The following is a 14,929-nucleotide window of genomic DNA, read 5'->3' as shown; positions in this document are numbered from 1 at the left end:
GCAGGGGCGCCCCGCATGGCACTGACCGAGATCAACTTCGACGGCATCGTCGGGCCCAGCCACAACTACGCCGGGCTGAGCCTGGGCAATATCGCCAGCGCGAGCCACAAGGGCGATCCGTCCTATCCGCGCGCCGCGGCGCTGCAGGGGCTGGCCAAGATGCGCGGCAATCTCGCGCGCGGGCTGGCCCAGGGCTTCCTCCTTCCCCTCCCCCGCCCGAACGGCGCGCTGCTGGAGCGGCTGGCGGTGGACGAGACGGCCGATCGCGCGCTCCTGGCGGCGGCCTGGTCGGCCAGTTCGATGTGGACCGCCAACGCGGCCACCGTCAGCCCCGCGCCCGACACGGCGGACGGGCGCTGCCACCTGACCCCGGCCAACCTCGCGACGATGCTCCACCGCGCGCAGGAGTGGCGCGACACGCGCCGCCAGCTGGAAATCGCCTTCGCCGACCGCGCGCATTTCGCGGTCCACGACGCGGTGCCGGCCAGCTTCGGCGACGAGGGCGCGGCCAACCACATGCGCTTTTGCGAAGGCCATGGCGCCCCCGGGGTCGAGGTGTTCGTCTATGGCCGCCCGGGCGGCCGCTTCCCCGCGCGCCAGCACGAACAGGCGAGCCTGGCGGTCGCGCGCCTCCACCGGCTCGACCCGCAGCGGACCGTCTTCATCGAGCAGAATCCCGAGGCGATCGAGGCCGGGGCTTTCCACAACGACGTGGTCGCCGTCGCCAACGAGCGGGTCCTGTTCTGCCACGAGAAAGCCTTCGCCGACCAGGCCGGCGCCTGCGACGCGATCCGCCGCCGCTTCCCGGCTCTGGAAGTGGTCGAGGTGCCCGCGGCCGAAGTCTCGCTGGCCGAGGCGATCCGGACATACCTGTTCAACGCCCAGCTCGTGACCCTGCCCGAAGGCGAAATGGCGCTCGTCGTGCCCGAGGAATGCCGCGAAAGCGCCGCCGTCTGGGGCTGGTGCGAACGGATGCTGGCCGGCAACGGGCCGATCCGCCAGGTGATCCCGGTGGACGTGCGCCAGTCGATGGCCAATGGCGGCGGCCCTGCCTGCCTGCGCCTGCGCGTGGTGGCCGACCCGGCGACGATCGACCCGCGTTTCCTGCTCGACGAAGCGCGCGCCGACCTGATCGAGCGCACGATCGCCGCCGCCTGGCCCGAACAGATCGACCCGGCGGACATCGGCTCCGCCACCCTCGCCCAGCAGGTTCGCGCGGCGCGCGCGGCCCTGCTCGACGCGCTCGATCTTGCGGAGCTTCCCTGAACGGCACAGCCTGGCAAGGCGGACTGGACGGCCCGGGCGCGTGCGATAGAAACTGGCAGGCCGGTTAACCCTTGGCCCGCGCGGCAACCGGGGGCCGGGAACGCGATCGGCGCGGCCGGCGTTAACGGTCGTGACAAGTCCAGAGGAATTCGATGCTTCGCAAGTTGGCCCGGCTGTTCGTGATCAAGACCCGGTTCGAGGCCTACGTGATCATCTATGCCCTCGCGCTCGGCGCGACGGCGCGCGGCTCGGCCTATCTCGCGCAATATCCGGGCTGGGGGGGCAAGGCCCTGTTCCTCGCCTGCACCGGCGCGGTCTTCCTGGCCGGGGCCAAGATCCTCGACGCCCTGCGGTACGAGCGCGAGCGGCGCGAGGCGGCGCAGCGGACCCGCTGACGGGCAGCCCCTGACAGCGCGCAGCCGTCTACGCACCGCGGCGCACCACTCGGGCAGCCGCGAAAGCGACATGCCGGAACCGGCAAAAGAGATGGCAGGAAAGGGGAAAGGATGGGGGATTCTGTTGCTAGGCTCCCCCGGGCCCCCGGTATCCGTTCTGTTGACCGGTCGGTCCAACCGCGCTCTTAGCTTTGTAAATTCAGGCCGCTAGGCCGTCACATTACGCAGCGAGAGCAAGTGCTTCGTTGTCGTTGGCACTTATGAGTTTTGAGCCTTTAACGGGTTACTCAGCCCGGGCGAAAACAGTGTCTTTCAACACACGTCGATCCTGGTTCGGCCCCGTCAGCAAGCGCCTGCTGGCAGGCGTTTCCTGGTGGAGCCGCCGGGTACTGCCCCCGGGTCCGTTGTGCCTATTGCACACCGCACTTTATCGCCATAGCCGACCGAAGCCGGCACGTCCCTATATAGGCAGGCCGACGTGAATGTGAAGTGAGCGTATCGCTCCCCCGCGCCGGGCCACTGCACACCGCCCGGACCACCCGGCCTCGTGCCGGGCGCGGGAGGGCGGTCAGCCGCGTTTCTTCAACTCGTCGCGGATTTCCTTGAGCAGGTCCAGCTCGGTCGGCCCGGTGGGCTTTTCCTCGGGCGGCTTCTTCTCGAACTCGGCCATCACGCGGTTGGCGTAGCGGACCAGCAGGAAGATGATGAAAGCCAGGATCACGAAATTGATCGCCGCCGTCACCAGCGCGCCATAGCCGATCATCGCCGCGCCCGCCTCTTTCAGCGCGGCGTAGTCGCTGGTCGATCCTTCGTACCCCTCGGGCGTGGACAGGAGGATGAAATAGCTGGAGAAGTCCACGCCGCCGAAGATCCAGCCGACCAGCGGCATGATCACGTCTTCGGTCAGCGAGGTCACGATCGTGCCGAAGGCACCGGCAATGATCACGGCCACGGCAAGGTCGATCACGTTGCCCTTTGCAATGAAAGCCTTGAATTCCGTGAGCATGGACAAGCTGCCTCCTCGAACGATTGGTCCCGTCCGCGGTCTGTGCCAGCTTGGCGCGGTCCTGCCAAGCCCGCCGGCCCCGCTTGAAAAGCCCCGGCGGTGTGCTATCTGCGCAATACAGATTGCCGCGGCGCACGGTGCGCCCGCGCAAGGGGAGCTTTACTCGATGAACTGGAAATCCGTCCGGCGTTTTTCACTCGTTGCCCTCGCCTCGCTCGGCCTGGCGGCCTGCGGGATCAACTCGGTCCCCGCGGCCGAAGAAAACGCCAAGGCCAAGTGGGCCGACGTCCAGGCCGCGTTCCAGGAACGCGCGAACCTGATCCCCAACCTGGAACAGATCGTCCTGTCTTCCGCCGAGCAGGAACGCGAGACGTTCAACCAGGTGATCGAGGCGCGCGCCTCGGCCACCCGGCCCGAGATTCAGGTGGACGGTGCCGACCTGAGCAACCCGGAAGCCATGGCCCAGTACCAGCAGGCGCAGAGCCAGCTCGGCAGCGCGCTCAGCCGCTTGCTCGTATCGGTCGAACGCTATCCCGAACTGCGCAGCCAGGAAAACTTCGGCCGTTTCATGACCCAGATCGAAGGGCAGGAAAACCGCATCCGCGTGGCCATCCGCGATTACAACGAGGCGGTGCGCCAGTATAACACCACGATCCGCACGTTCCCCGACACGATCGGCGCCAACCTGATCCACGGGGCGGAACCGATGGTTCCGTACGAGGCGGTGAGCGAAGGCGCCGAAGTCGCGCCGACGCTGAACATGCGCGCCGGCGGCAACGGTGCCGCCGCGGGTGCCGGGGCGAACGACAACGCCGCCGACCAGCCCGCCGCCGCGGCCGCCAACTGAACACCGGCCAAGTGACCGGCCCGCAACCGAACGCCCTGCCCGCGCGCGGTGGGGCCTCGCCCGCGCTGCGCGGGGCGCTGTGCCTGCTGCTGACCCTGGCCGGTGCGCTCGCGCTCGCGCTGCCCGCCGGCGCGCAGGATTTCCCCGAGCGCGGGACCGCGCCGGTCGTCGATGCGGCCAATATCATCGACCCCGCGACCGAGGCGGAGCTGACCGAGGCGCTCGACGCCTTCGAACAGCGCACCCAGCGCCAGTTTGCCATCGCCACGATCCCCGATCTGCAGGGATACGACATCGCCGACTACGGCTATCGCCTCGGGCGCGAATGGGGCCTGGGCGACGCGGAGAACAACGACGGCATCATCCTGATCGTGGCCCCCAACGAACGGCGGATGCGGATCGAGATCGGCTATGGCCTCGAAGGGGTGATCCCCGATGGCCTGGCGTTCGAGTACATCGAGGAAATGAAGCCGTTCTTCCGCGACGGCGACTACTCGGCCGGCATCGCGCTCGGCGCGCAGCGGATCATGGACCAGCTGGAACTGCCCCCGGAAGAGGCCGCGCGGGTCGCCGCCGAGGCGGAGCAGTCGCGCGAGAGCGAGGGCGGCTTTCCCTTCGGCGCACTGATCTGGCTCGCCTTCGTGTTCATGTTCTTCGTCCTGCCGATGCTGGGCGGCGGCCGGCGCCGGCGCTATCGCCGCGGCATGGGCGGTGTCGTGGGGGACATCGTGCTGTGGGAAGCGGGCAAGGCGATCGCGCGCGGCCTGTCCGACGACGGCTGGGGCGGCGGCGGTTTCGGCGGCGGGGGCGGCGGCTTCGGCGGTTTTTCCGGCGGCGGCGGCAGTTTCGGGGGCGGCGGCGCCTCGGGGGGATGGTAGGCGATGGGATATCTTGACGCCGATGGACATCGCACCGTCACCGACGCGGTCGCGGCGGCCGAGCTGGAAACCTCCGGCGAGATCGTGACCGTGATCGGCGACCGGTCGGACGATTACAACGACATTGCCCTGCTCTGGGCCATCGCCGCCGCCTTTACCGCGATGAGCGTGCTGGCCCTGTTTCCCGAGGTCTTCCTCGGCCTGATCGACGCGCTGATGGGCGGGTGGACGCACGAGTGGACCCCGGGCGAGCTGTTCGGCATCGCGACCGCAGTCGGCCTGGCGAAATTCGCCGCGGTCTGGGCGATCCAGCTGTGGCAGCCGCTCAAGTTCGCGCTCGTCCCCGGCCCGGTGAAGAGCGCGCGGGTCCACGCCAAGGCGGTCAAGCTGTTCAAGGTCGGCGCCGAACGGCGCACCCACGGGCGGACCGGGGTGCTGATCTACCTCTCGATGCGCGAACACCGCGCGGAAATCGTCGCCGACCAGCCGATCGCGGAAAAGGTCCCGGCCGATGTCTGGGGCGAGGCGATGGCCGACATGCTGGCCGAAATCCGCAAGGGCTGCGTCGCCGAAGGCATGGCCGCCGGGGTGCGCGACGTCGGCAGGGTCCTGTCGGGCCACTTCCCCCGCGCCGAAGACGACCGGAACGAACTGCCCGACCGGCTGATCGAGGTCTGATGACCGCCGACCGGGACGCGACTGAAGAGATCGTCTGGCAGGGCAAGTACATCGTCGCGCGCAAGCGCGGCCGGTGGGAATACGTCTCGCGCGCGCGGGGGATCCGCGCGGCGGTGATCCTCGCGATCGAGGACGGGCACGTCCTGCTGGTCGAGCAGTATCGCGTCCCCCTCGGCCGGGTGTGCCTCGAACTGCCGGCCGGGCTGGTCGGCGACGACGCCGGGTGCGAGGACGAGGCGGTCGAGACGGCCGCGATCCGCGAGCTGGAAGAGGAAACCGGCTACCGCGCCGCGCGGGTGGAGGAACTGGGCGAATTCCACTCCTCGCCCGGGATGGTCAGCGAGAGCTTCACGCTCCTGCGCGCGCACGGCCTGCGCCGCACCGGCCCGGGCGGCGGCACCGATGGCGAGGATATCACCGTCCACCGGGTGCCGCTGGCCGAAGTGGCCGCGTTCGTCGCCGCGCGCCGCGCGCTGGGCCACGCGGTGGACGTTCGTATCGCCCTCTTGCTGACGGGCGCAATCCTGGGGGAGAGCTGACATGGCGGGAAGATGTGCGGGCAAGCTGGCGCTGGTCACGGGCGCGGCGCAGGGGCTGGGCGCAGCCCATGCCCGGCGGCTGGCGGAAGAAGGCGCGCGGGTGCTGTGCACCGATATCAACGGCGAAGGCGCCGCGGCCACGGCGGAGGCGATCGTGCGCGAGATGGGCGCGGGGGCCGCGTTTTCCTGCGCCCACGACGTGACCGATCCCGACCAGTGGGACCGCGCCCTCGCCACCGCGCGCAGCGAGCTGGGGGGCCTCAACGTCCTGGTCAACAACGCCGGGATCGGCGTCGGCGGCAATATCGAGAGCTGCGATTTCGAGGACTGGCGGCGCTGCTTCGCGGTGAACGTCGATTCGATCTTCCACGGTTGCCAGAAGGCCCTGCCGCTGATGCGCGACCATGCGCCGGGTTCGATCGTGAACATTTCCAGCATCGCCGGCCTGATCGCGAGCGACACGATACCGGCCTACAACGCCAGCAAGGCGGCGGTGTGGATGCTGACCAAGTCGATCGCGTTGCACTGCGCGAAGAGCAGCATGGGCATTCGCTGCAATTCGATCCACCCGACCTTCGTCGACACGCCGATCCTCGATGGAACGGCGCGCCAGCACGATCTGGACAAGGATGTCCTGCTGGAGAAGCTGGCGCGGCAGATCCCGCTCAGGTTCGTCGGCGAGCCGGGCGATATCGCCAATGCCGTGGTTTACCTGGCGAGCGAGGAAAGCCGGTTCATGACGGGGGCCGAGATCAAGCTGGACGGCGGTATCTCGGCGATGTGACGGGCCCCGCCGGGAGGCCCGTCAATCGGCGATCAGCGCGATCGCGAGGTAGACCAGGATCAGCGATCCGAACCCGACCAGCGTGCCGACGGCGAAGCCGATGCGGACCAGGTTGGCGTCGATCCCGAAGTGGTTGGCGATCCCGCCGCAGACCCCGAACAGCTTGGCATTGGCCTTGTCGAGGCGGAAGCTGCTGTCGGGCGTCACGGCGGGCTTTTCCTGCTGGCGGTCGAGCCGGCTCACACCAGGATACCCGCGGGGCTGGCCGGAACGATCGCGGCGGCGAAGAAGACGGCCGACACGGCGAGGGCCGAAACGGCGGCGAAGACGCGGTTGCTCATGTCGTTGAACGTTTGCATGGTGATATTTCCCTTCCTTGATCTGTGTCCGTGAGCCAATCCCGCGAACGCTGCCTGCTTTGCACGGGGCGTGCCAGTTTCGAAAAACGGCGGAAATCCGCCATTTCTTCGTCGGCTCGCCAGGTTCACGCGATATTCATTCCCGCTATTTGGGAAATGACGCCAACTTTCGGCATCGCCTGAATCCGGTGGTCTTGCAAACACCGTCTCGCTATCGCCGCGATCTCGATGGCGCTCGATCTCATCTCCCTTTCCGACTTCCGCAATCACGCGCACAGCGAGCTGTCGGGAACCGCGCATTTCAACCTGCTCACCGGAGAGAACGGGGCGGGCAAGACCAATGTTCTCGAAGCGCTTTCGCTGCTGGCCCCCGGCCGCGGCCTGCGCCGCGCCCCGCTGGCGGAACTGGCGCGGGGCGAGGGGAGCGGCGGCTTCGCGATCGGGGCCTCGCTCCGCGACGGATCGGGCGAGCCGGTGCGGCTGGGCACTTTCGTGCGCGCCGATCGGCCGAACCGCCGGCTGGTCCAGGTCAACGGTGCGGAAGCGAGCGCGGCGAGCCTGGCCGAGTGGCTGGCGATCGGCTGGCTCACGCCGGCGATGGATCGTCTCTTCACCGACAGCGCCGGCGGGCGGCGGCGTTTCGTCGATCGCCTGGCGCTCGCGCTGGAACCCGCCCATGCCCGCCACGCCGCGCGCTACGAGGCCGCGCTGCGCGAACGCAACCGCCTGCTGGCGGACGATGCGCCGCCCGATCCGGTCTGGCTGGACGGGGTCGAGCGGCAACTGGCCGAGCACGGCAGCGCCCTCGCCCAGGCGCGCGGGCGCACGATCGCGGCGATCGCGCGGGCCCTGGCCGGATTCCCCGACGAACCTTTCGCCCGCCCCGCCCTCGCCCATGCGGCCGGCGGCCCGACCGGCGAAAGCGATCTCGCCGCCGCGCTGCGCGATAGCCGCCGCCGCGACCGCCAGGCCGGGCGGACCCTCGTCGGCCCGCATCGCGACGACCTGGACGTGGTCATGGCGGGCAAGGGTGCCCCGGCCACGATCTGTTCGACCGGCGAACAGAAGGCGATGCTGATCGCGATCACGCTGGCCCATGCCGAGCTGGCGGCGCGCGGACGACCGGGCCTGCTCCTGCTCGACGAAGTCGCCGCGCACCTCGACCCCTTGCGGCGCGAGGCGCTGTTCGAGCGGCTGCGCGCGGGCGGAGCGCAAGTCTGGCTGACCGGGACGGAGCCGGCCCCGTTCGCCGCGATCGCCGGCGAAGCCGCCATGTGGACGGTCGAGGGCGGCACGGTGACCCGCCGCTAGGACGGCCGCACGGCTACCGGGCCGGCTACAGTTCCGGCTCTGGCTCTGGCAGGGCCGCGACAACCTGGTCGGCGGTCGCCGCCACCAGCGCCTCGATCCCCTCGGCCGTGGGATGGATGCGGTCGTCCTGGATCAACTCCGGCCGGTCGTAGACCGGCTCGAGGAAGAACGGCACCAGCTCGGCCCCGTATTCCTCCGCCAGCGCGGGATAGAGCGCGTCGAACGCGGCCTGGTACTCCGGCCCGTAGTTCGGCGGCGCGCGCATGCCCATCAGCAGGACGGGGATGTCCCGATCGCGCAGGATCTCCAGCATCCGGGCGAGGTTCGCCCGGGTTTCCTGCGGCTGCAACTGGCGCAGCAGGTCGTTGCCGCCCAGTTCCAGGATCACCAGGTCGGGCGCGCGTTCCTGCGCGTCGAGCGTGAAGGCGAGCCGCTGCAGACCCGCCGCGGTCGTGTCGCCCGAGACCCCAGCATTGGCGACGCGGGCATCGATCCCCCGGGCGCGCAAGGCGTTCTCCAGCCGCGCGGGATAGCTTTCGTCCGCGTCGAGGTTGTAGCCGGCGAACAGGCTGTTCCCGAACGCCAGAATGCGCCGTTCCGGCCCGGTCACCGGGGCGGCTTCCTGCGCGGCTTCTTCCCGCGGCGCACCGTCGCGCCGCGGCGGCTCGCCGCTGCCGCAACCGGCCAGCAGGGCGGCGAGAAGGATCGACGAAAGGGCGAGACGCATCGGCAAGGCTCCTTGTTCCTCGCCCCTGCCTATGCCATCGCCACGGCGTGACAAGCCCTCCTCTCGCCATTTCGGCACGCAACCTCACCCTCACCCTCGGCCAGTCCGGCGCCCCGGTCGAGATCCTGCGCGGGATCGACCTAGATATCCGGGGCGGCGAAGTCGTCGCGCTGCTCGGCCCGTCGGGCTCGGGCAAAAGCTCGCTGATGGCCGTCCTCTCGGGCCTCGAACGCGCGAGCGGCGGCACGTTGCAGGTCGCCGGGCAGGATTTCGCCACGATGGACGAGGATTCGCTCGCGCTCGCGCGGCGCGGCCACATCGGGATCGTGCTCCAGGCCTTCCATCTCCTGCCGACGATGACCGCGCTCGAGAACGTCGCCACCCCGATGGAACTGGCCGGCGAAAGCGACGTCAGGGCCCGCGCCCGAGCCGAGCTGGAGGCGGTCGGCCTCGGCCACCGGCTCGACCACTATCCGCAGCAGCTTTCGGGCGGGGAACAGCAACGCGTGGCGATCGCGCGCGCCACCGCGCCGCGCCCGCGGCTGATCTTCGCCGACGAGCCGACCGGCAACCTCGACCTCGCGACCGGACACGGCATCATCGACCTGCTTTTCGCCCGTCGCGCCGATACCGGGGCGACCCTGCTGGTGATCACCCACGACCCGGAACTGGCCGAGCGGTGCGAGCGCGTCGTCACGATCGAGGACGGCCGGATCGCGAGCGACACCGGTGGCTGACTCGCTACCCCTCTCCGCGGCCTGGCGGATTGCCCGGCGCGATCTCAACGCGCGGTTCAGGGGCCTGCGCCTGCTGCTGGTCTGCCTGTTCCTGGGCACCGGCGCGCTGGCCGCGATCGGCACGCTGACCGGCGCGATCGAGCGCGAGCTGGCCGATCGCGGGCAGGTCCTGCTCGGGGGCGACCTGGAGGTCGAGGTCTGGCAGCGCGACCTCCTCCCCGAAGAGAAGACCGCGCTCGCCGAATATGGCCGGATCTCGGGCGGGACGCGGCTCCAGGCAATGGCCAGCGCGGGTGGGAACGCCGCGCCGGTGGAACTGAAGGCGGTGGACGAGGCCTGGCCGCTCTACGGCCGCCTGACCCTGGAGGGCGGGCGCACGGCCGGGGCCCCGGCACCGGGCGAGGCCTGGCTGGCGCAGGGCGCGCTCGACCGCCTGGGCATCGCGGTGGGCGACAGGTTTCGCGTCGGCACCGTGGAACTGGTCGCCGCCGGGGTGATCGCGGATGAGCCCGATCGCCTGTCCGAAGGGTTCCAGCTGGGCCCGACGGTCATCGTGGCCGAGGACCTGCCGCGCGCCGCCGGCCTGCTGGCCCCGGGGGCCATGTACCAGTCGAAGTATCGGGTCGCCTTTTCGCCCGACCGCGATCCGGAAGCGGTGGAGGAGGCGCTGGAGGCGCGCTTCCCCGAGGCCGGCTTCGATTTCCGCACCCGCGATCGCGCCTCGCCCGGGGCCGACCGCTTCGTCGGGCGGATGGGCGAATTTCTCACCCTCGTCGGCCTCGCCGCGCTGGTGATCGCCGGGATCGGCATCGGCGGCGGGGTCACATCGTACCTCGACGCGCGCCGCGCGAGCATCGCGACGCTGAAGGTGCTCGGCGCGACCAGCCGTGACATCGCCCGCATCTACGCGCTCCAGGTAGGCGCGGCGGCCGTGGTCGGCAGCGGGCTGGGCCTTCTCGCCGGCCTGCTGGTCACGCCGCTCCTCTCGGCCGCCTTGCAGGATCTCCTGCCGGTGCGCGGCGGCTTCGTCCTCGCACCGGGCGCGCTCCTGCTCGCCGCCGGGTACGGGCTGCTGGTGGCGCTGGTATTCGCGGCCCCGCCGCTGCTGCGCGCCCGGCGGTTCCCCGCGATGGCGCTGATGCGCGCGCGCGTGGCGCCCCTGGCCCACGACACCGCCGCCCTGCGCTGGGTCGCGGCCGGCCTCGCGGGGATCGTCGCGCTCGTCCTCCTGACCTCGCGCGATCCGCTGCTCGCGGCGATGTTCCTCGCCGGCGCGGCCGCCACGCTGGGCGCCCTGGCCCTGCTCGGGCGAGCGATAGCGCGGCTCGCCGCGCGCCTGCCGCGCCCCGCCAGCCCGCTGCTGCGCAACGCCATTGCCAACCTGCACCGGCCCGGTTCGTCCACCGGCGCGCTCGTCACCGCGCTCGGCTTCGGCCTCTCGGCTTTCGTCCTGCTCGCCGGGATACAGACCGCGATCGGCGGCAATATCGATCGGCGCGTGCCGCAGCAGGCGCCCGACTACTTCGTGCTCGACATTCCGCGCGACCGCGCGGCGCAGTTCGAAACGCTGGTCGAAAGCGAGCATCCGGGCGCGGCGATCCGCATGGTCCCGGCGCTGCGCGGCTCCGTCCTCGCCTATGGTCCGCGCGATTCGATGATCCGCGTGGCGGACCTGGAGGAAATCCCCGACGGGGCGTGGGGCCTTCGGGGCGAGCGCGGGCTGACATATGCCGACCGGGTGCCGCCGGGCAACACGCTGGTCGAAGGCGAATGGTGGGGGCCGATGTGGGCCGGCGAACCGCTGGTTTCGGTGGACGAGGAACTGGCCGAGGCCGCCGGGATCGCCGTGGGCGACTATATCACCGTCGGCGTGCTGGGGGTGGAGCGCACCGCGCGCGTGGCCAACCTGCGCCGGATCGACTGGGAAAGCATGGGCTTCAACTATGTCTTCGTGTTCAGCCCTAACGTGCTGCAGGACGCGCCGCACAATCTCGCCGCGACGATAGAGCTGCCGCCCGGCGCGCCTGCTGCCGCCCTGCTGCAACGGCTGGTGCGCGCATTCCCCTCCAGCTCGGTGATCGAGGTCGGGCAGGTGCTGTCGCAGGCGCGCACGATCCTGGGCCAGGTCGGCATCGCCACCTTCGCCGCCGCCTCGGTCGCGGTGCTCGCGGGGCTGGCCGTGCTGATCGGCGCGATTGCCGCGGCGCGCGCGGCGCGGACATACGACACCGTGATCCTGCGCGTTCTGGGCGCCAGCCGGCGGCAGGTCCTGGCCATGCAGCTGGTCGAATACGGGCTGCTGGCGCTGGCATTGGCCATCGTCGCCTTCGCGCTCGGCTCGGCGCTGGCCTGGCTGGTCGTGACCCGCCTGTTCGAATTCGACTGGCTCCCCGACTGGGGGGCCATGCTCGCCGTTCTCGGGGCCGGCGTCGTGGTCGTGATCGCCTTCGCCCTGGCCGGTTCGCTACCGCTGCTGCGGGCGAAGCCGGCGCGGGCCCTGCGCGCGCTCTAGCGCTTCCCCGCCCCGGCAGACGGAACCTGCACACAGGAAAGGGGCCGCCCGGCACAGGCGGCCCCTTCGTCTATCTTCGTCCGGCCCCGTCGGGCGGGCGGTGTCAGAACTTGAACCGCACCGTGCCGCCGTAAGTGCGCGGCTGGTTGGGATAGCCCGAGACCGTCCCCGCCTGCGCGACGCCGTCGAAGATCTGCGTCATGTAACGCTGGTTCGTGAGGTTGCGGACGAAGCCGCTGATTTCCAGCCCCATGTCCAGCGCCAGCGTGAGCGAGGCGTTGACCTGGTTCACTTCGCGCCGGAACAGGCGCGCCATGGCGATGCCCGCTTCGTTGCTGCCGAAGCCGGTCAGGCCGTCGGTGATCTGCGTATTGCTCTCGTGGTAATAGTCGAGCCGGCCGATCAGGGCATTGCCCGACACGCCGAATTCGTGCGTGTAAGTGGCCGACGTGGCGAGCGTCCATTCCGGGATCCCGGCCGGGCGCGCGCCCGACAGGTCGCCCAGGGTCGAGTTCGGGAAGCTGTCGTACTTCGGATCGAGGTAGGTCAGCGCGAACGTGAACACCAGCGGATCGGCCGGCTGGATCACCGAATCGAACTCGAACCCGCGGGTGGACTGTTCGCCCGCGTTGGCCAGCGCGAACCCCGTGCCGGTGAAGACGTTCGACTGGAAGCCTTCCAGCGTCTGGTCGAACAGCGCCATGTTGAAGCGCAGGCCGGGGAAATCGCCCTTGAGGCCGATTTCGTAGACTTCCGCCTCTTCCGGCCCGGCAAAGCGCGTGCCGGTGGTGAGGTTCGGCACGGCCAGGCCCGCATCGCGGATCGGCGACGACGGCGCGAGGATCGTGCTGCCATAGGGCCCGGGCGTGTAATCGGCGGGCAGCGGGCGGCTGTCGCGCGAGAGGTTGACCGAAGACGCCTTGAAGCCCGTCGCATAAGTGACATAGGCGTTCAGCCGGTCGGTCACGTCGAACGCGGCGCGCAGCGTGTAGCTGAAATCGTCGTCGCGCGTGCGGCCCGGCTCGACCGCGTTGGGCACGTCGAGGAACGGCGGCAGGAACTGCAGCGGCTGCAGCGCCAGCAGCGGATTCGTCGCCGGGTTGCTCGCCCCGGCGGCAATCGCCTGGAACGCGGCCGGATTGGCCTGCTGGAAGGCGGCAATCGTCGCGCCGTCCACGCTGCCCGGCGGCACGCCCAGCGCGTTCGCGATCTGCCCCACGATCACCACGTCCACCAGGTTCACGTTCGCCAGCGGATCGAGCGAATCCTGCTCGAGCGTGAAATCCTTCTTGTCCTTGGTGTAATTGAACCCGGCGGTCAGCGTCAGGCCGTCGAACGGCTCGAAATCGACCGTGCCGAAGATCGACCAGGCCTCGTTATCGAGCGTGAAATACTCGCGGGTGGAGGGGCCTTCGGCGAAGATCGAACCCTGCGCGAAGCCGAGCTGGCTTTCGACGAAGCCGAGCGTGCCGGGCGTTCCGCTTCCGGCCAGGAGATCGAAGAACGGCCGCGCGTCGGGCCCGTTGCTGAGGCCGCTGTGCTGTTCGACCTGTTCGTTGAAATAGAACGCGCCGAGCAGGAAGTTCACCGGCCCGTCGAAATCGGACGCGATGCGGAATTCCTGGGTGAAGGTGTCGTAGGCCTGGTCGCGCATTTCGCTGACCACGTCGGCGCTGGAGAAATCGACGTCCTGCTGGCTCAGCGAACGCAGCTCGCGGTAAGCGGTGATCGAGGTCAGCGTCAGCGCGCCAAGCTCGAGATCGGCCTGGAGCGAGCCGCCGTAGTTCTCGATCTCGTTGACCGGCAGGGTGTTGAGATAAGTCCGATCGGAAAACAGGTTCTCCGGATCGATCTGCCCGCCCACCGCGAACAGCAGCGGCACCGTCGGCCCGGCCACGACATTGCCGGCGAAGCAACACAGCTCGTCGATCTTGGCATAGTCGCCGATCGCGCGGATGCGCAGCGGGCCGCCGTTTTCGAACAGCAGCTGCCCGCGCACCGAGTAGCGGTCGCGCTCGTTGATCTTCTCGTCGAGGTTGACGACATCGACATAGCCGTCGCGCTTGTTCAGGCTGCCGTCGAGCGAGAAGGCGATGCTGTCGCTGATCGGGCCGGTGATGTCGCCCTTCAGCACGATCTGGTCGAAATTGCCGTAAGTCGCGCTGACCGATCCGCCGAAGTCGAACTGCGGCGCGCGCGTCACGACCGAGATGACACCGGCGGAGGCGTTCTTGCCGAACAGCGTCGACTGCGGCCCGCGCAGGACCTCGACCCGCGAGACGTTGGCGATATCGGCGATCTGCCCGGCCGAGCGCGAGCGGAAGACGCCGTCGATGAACACGCCGACCGACGGTTCGATACCCGCGTTGTTCGCGCCGTTGCCGAAACCACGGATGATGAAGGTCGTGTTGGCCGAGCTTTGCAGCTGGCTGACGCGCAGCGAAGGCGCCACCGTCTGCAGGTCGATCAGGTCGCGGATCTCCGCCCGCTCCAGCGTTTCGCCGGACGTGACGCTGACCGAAACCGGGGTTTCCTGGAGGGTCATCTCGCGCTTCGTCGCGGTCACCACGATCGGTTCGCCGGCGGACATCGGGGCGGCAACCTCGCCCGTTTCCCCGGCCGGGTCGGCTGCCGTTTCCGGTGCCTCCTGCGCGAACGCCGAAACCGGCAGGGCAACGCCGGCCACACCTGCAAACAGGGCCGAGCGAACGGAAGCTGAAAAGCGCATCGAGTTTCCTCTCCAAAAAACCATTATCGGCGCGAGCTCGTGAAGGGGGGCCCCGCCTGGCTCCCGCGAATAGGTTCTCTTTCCGAACCTCTCAAGCGCGCCGTGGCGCCCTTCCCCATCCGGGAACGGGTGATGTGCCTTTCGAGTCACAGGTGCCGTTAC

The 14,929-nt window shown here is 69.6% G+C and carries 15 protein-coding genes and 1 other RNA gene; 10 read left to right on the top strand and 6 right to left on the bottom strand.

Annotated features, from left to right (window positions below):
- The first annotated feature begins 15 nt into the window (after nt 1-15).
- Both GRI72_RS00605 and GRI72_RS00600 read left to right on the top strand, forming a co-directional pair.
- Nucleotides 16-1,266 carry an N-succinylarginine dihydrolase gene (locus GRI72_RS00605; RefSeq protein ID WP_160732009.1) on the top strand — a complete coding sequence of 417 codons (1,251 nt, stop codon included), beginning with the start codon at nt 16-18 and terminating at the stop codon, nt 1,264-1,266.
- A 152-nt stretch (nt 1,267-1,418) separates the two neighbouring features.
- Nucleotides 1,419-1,661: a hypothetical protein gene (locus tag GRI72_RS00600; RefSeq protein WP_160732008.1), complete on the top strand. Its 243-nt coding sequence runs from the start codon at nt 1,419-1,421 to the stop codon at nt 1,659-1,661.
- Nucleotides 1,662-1,807: 146 nt separating this feature from the next.
- Here GRI72_RS00600 and ssrA read toward each other — a convergent pair.
- Both ssrA and mscL read right to left on the bottom strand, forming a co-directional pair.
- Nucleotides 1,808-2,154: a transfer-messenger RNA gene (ssrA, locus tag GRI72_RS00595) on the bottom strand.
- A gap of 75 nt (nt 2,155-2,229) precedes the next feature.
- Nucleotides 2,230-2,667, bottom strand: coding sequence for a large conductance mechanosensitive channel protein MscL (gene mscL / locus GRI72_RS00590; RefSeq protein ID WP_160732580.1), 438 nt, complete (start codon nt 2,665-2,667; stop codon nt 2,230-2,232).
- 166 nt (nt 2,668-2,833) lie between these two features.
- On the opposite strand from mscL, the gene GRI72_RS00585 reads away from it, so the two are divergent.
- From GRI72_RS00585 to GRI72_RS00565, 5 genes are read left to right on the top strand one after another with little or no spacing between them, the layout of a single operon-like run.
- Nucleotides 2,834-3,514, top strand: coding sequence for a LemA family protein (locus tag GRI72_RS00585; protein ID WP_160732007.1), 681 nt, complete (start codon nt 2,834-2,836; stop codon nt 3,512-3,514).
- Nucleotides 3,515-3,525: 11 nt separating this feature from the next.
- Entirely contained in the window at nt 3,526-4,392 is an 867-nt protein-coding gene (locus GRI72_RS00580) for a TPM domain-containing protein (protein WP_337191100.1), read from the top strand.
- A 3-nt stretch (nt 4,393-4,395) separates the two neighbouring features.
- Complete coding sequence (locus tag GRI72_RS00575; RefSeq protein ID WP_160732006.1) at nt 4,396-5,070, top strand: TPM domain-containing protein; 675 nt, start codon at nt 4,396-4,398, stop codon at nt 5,068-5,070.
- Nucleotides 5,070-5,609: an NUDIX hydrolase gene (locus GRI72_RS00570; protein WP_160732005.1), complete on the top strand. Its 540-nt coding sequence runs from the start codon at nt 5,070-5,072 to the stop codon at nt 5,607-5,609. Before GRI72_RS00575 ends, GRI72_RS00570 begins: the two co-directional genes overlap by 1 nt.
- Before the next feature lies 1 nt (nt 5,610).
- Nucleotides 5,611-6,393 (top strand): SDR family oxidoreductase, encoded by a 783-nt coding sequence (locus GRI72_RS00565; RefSeq protein ID WP_160732004.1) that lies wholly within the window; start codon nt 5,611-5,613, stop codon nt 6,391-6,393.
- A gap of 21 nt (nt 6,394-6,414) precedes the next feature.
- Here GRI72_RS00565 and GRI72_RS00560 read toward each other — a convergent pair whose 3' ends face one another.
- Complete coding sequence (locus tag GRI72_RS00560) at nt 6,415-6,636, bottom strand: PspC domain-containing protein (RefSeq protein ID WP_251104211.1); 222 nt, start codon at nt 6,634-6,636, stop codon at nt 6,415-6,417.
- On the bottom strand, nt 6,633-6,752 hold the full coding sequence (locus GRI72_RS14515) for a recombination protein F (RefSeq protein ID WP_202388870.1): 120 nt from the start codon (nt 6,750-6,752) through the stop codon (nt 6,633-6,635). The genes GRI72_RS00560 and GRI72_RS14515 overlap by 4 nt, the downstream gene beginning before the upstream one ends.
- A 228-nt stretch (nt 6,753-6,980) precedes the next feature.
- Here GRI72_RS14515 and recF point away from each other — a divergent pair, with 228 nt between their 5' ends.
- Nucleotides 6,981-8,063 (top strand): DNA replication/repair protein RecF, encoded by a 1,083-nt coding sequence (gene recF, locus GRI72_RS00555; RefSeq protein ID WP_160732003.1) that lies wholly within the window; start codon nt 6,981-6,983, stop codon nt 8,061-8,063.
- 25 nt (nt 8,064-8,088) lie between these two features.
- Here the strand turns inward: recF and GRI72_RS00550 are convergent, their stop codons facing one another.
- A complete protein-coding gene (locus tag GRI72_RS00550) occupies nt 8,089-8,790 on the bottom strand; it encodes an arylesterase (protein ID WP_160732002.1) in 702 nt (233 codons plus the stop codon).
- 47 nt (nt 8,791-8,837) lie between these two features.
- Between GRI72_RS00550 and GRI72_RS00545 the strand changes: the two genes are divergently transcribed.
- Together GRI72_RS00545 and GRI72_RS00540 are read left to right on the top strand one after the other, a co-directional pair.
- The gene (locus GRI72_RS00545; RefSeq protein ID WP_160732001.1) at nt 8,838-9,527 is read left to right on the top strand and encodes an ABC transporter ATP-binding protein; all 690 of its coding nucleotides are present in this window, start codon (nt 8,838-8,840) and stop codon (nt 9,525-9,527) included.
- On the top strand, nt 9,520-12,039 hold the full coding sequence (locus GRI72_RS00540; RefSeq protein WP_160732000.1) for an FtsX-like permease family protein: 2,520 nt from the start codon (nt 9,520-9,522) through the stop codon (nt 12,037-12,039). The genes GRI72_RS00545 and GRI72_RS00540 overlap by 8 nt, the downstream gene beginning before the upstream one ends.
- 103 nt (nt 12,040-12,142) lie before the next feature.
- Here GRI72_RS00540 and GRI72_RS00535 read toward each other — a convergent pair whose 3' ends face one another.
- Nucleotides 12,143-14,767 (bottom strand): TonB-dependent receptor, encoded by a 2,625-nt coding sequence (locus GRI72_RS00535; RefSeq protein WP_160731999.1) that lies wholly within the window; start codon nt 14,765-14,767, stop codon nt 12,143-12,145.
- Nucleotides 14,768-14,929: the final 162 nt, after the last annotated feature.

It is taken from the genome of Pelagerythrobacter marinus, assembly GCF_009827515.1.
GTDB classification, from domain to species: Bacteria; Pseudomonadota; Alphaproteobacteria; order Sphingomonadales; family Sphingomonadaceae; genus Pelagerythrobacter; species Pelagerythrobacter marinus.
Note: the sequence above shows the minus strand (reverse complement) of the source record. Positions and strands in the feature narration are given on the sequence as shown.

Excerpts from the sequence above, each read along its gene's own strand:
- mscL (WP_160732580.1), bottom strand. The coding sequence starts at position 2,667 with ATGCTCACGGAATTCAAGGCTTTCATTGCAAAGGGCAACGTGATCGAC.
- GRI72_RS00600 (WP_160732008.1), top strand. The coding sequence starts at position 1,419 with ATGCTTCGCAAGTTGGCCCGGCTGTTCGTGATCAAGACCCGGTTCGAG.
- GRI72_RS00565 (WP_160732004.1), top strand. The coding sequence starts at position 5,611 with ATGGCGGGAAGATGTGCGGGCAAGCTGGCGCTGGTCACGGGCGCGGCG.
- GRI72_RS00535 (WP_160731999.1), bottom strand. The coding sequence starts at position 14,767 with ATGCGCTTTTCAGCTTCCGTTCGCTCGGCCCTGTTTGCAGGTGTGGCC.
- GRI72_RS00575 (WP_160732006.1), top strand. The coding sequence starts at position 4,396 with ATGGGATATCTTGACGCCGATGGACATCGCACCGTCACCGACGCGGTC.
- GRI72_RS00585 (WP_160732007.1), top strand. The coding sequence starts at position 2,834 with ATGAACTGGAAATCCGTCCGGCGTTTTTCACTCGTTGCCCTCGCCTCG.
- GRI72_RS00570 (WP_160732005.1), top strand. The coding sequence starts at position 5,070 with ATGACCGCCGACCGGGACGCGACTGAAGAGATCGTCTGGCAGGGCAAG.
- GRI72_RS00550 (WP_160732002.1), bottom strand. The coding sequence starts at position 8,790 with ATGCGTCTCGCCCTTTCGTCGATCCTTCTCGCCGCCCTGCTGGCCGGT.
- GRI72_RS00605 (WP_160732009.1), top strand. The coding sequence starts at position 16 with ATGGCACTGACCGAGATCAACTTCGACGGCATCGTCGGGCCCAGCCAC.
- GRI72_RS14515 (WP_202388870.1), bottom strand. The coding sequence starts at position 6,752 with ATGCAAACGTTCAACGACATGAGCAACCGCGTCTTCGCCGCCGTTTCG.
- recF (WP_160732003.1), top strand. The coding sequence starts at position 6,981 with ATGGCGCTCGATCTCATCTCCCTTTCCGACTTCCGCAATCACGCGCAC.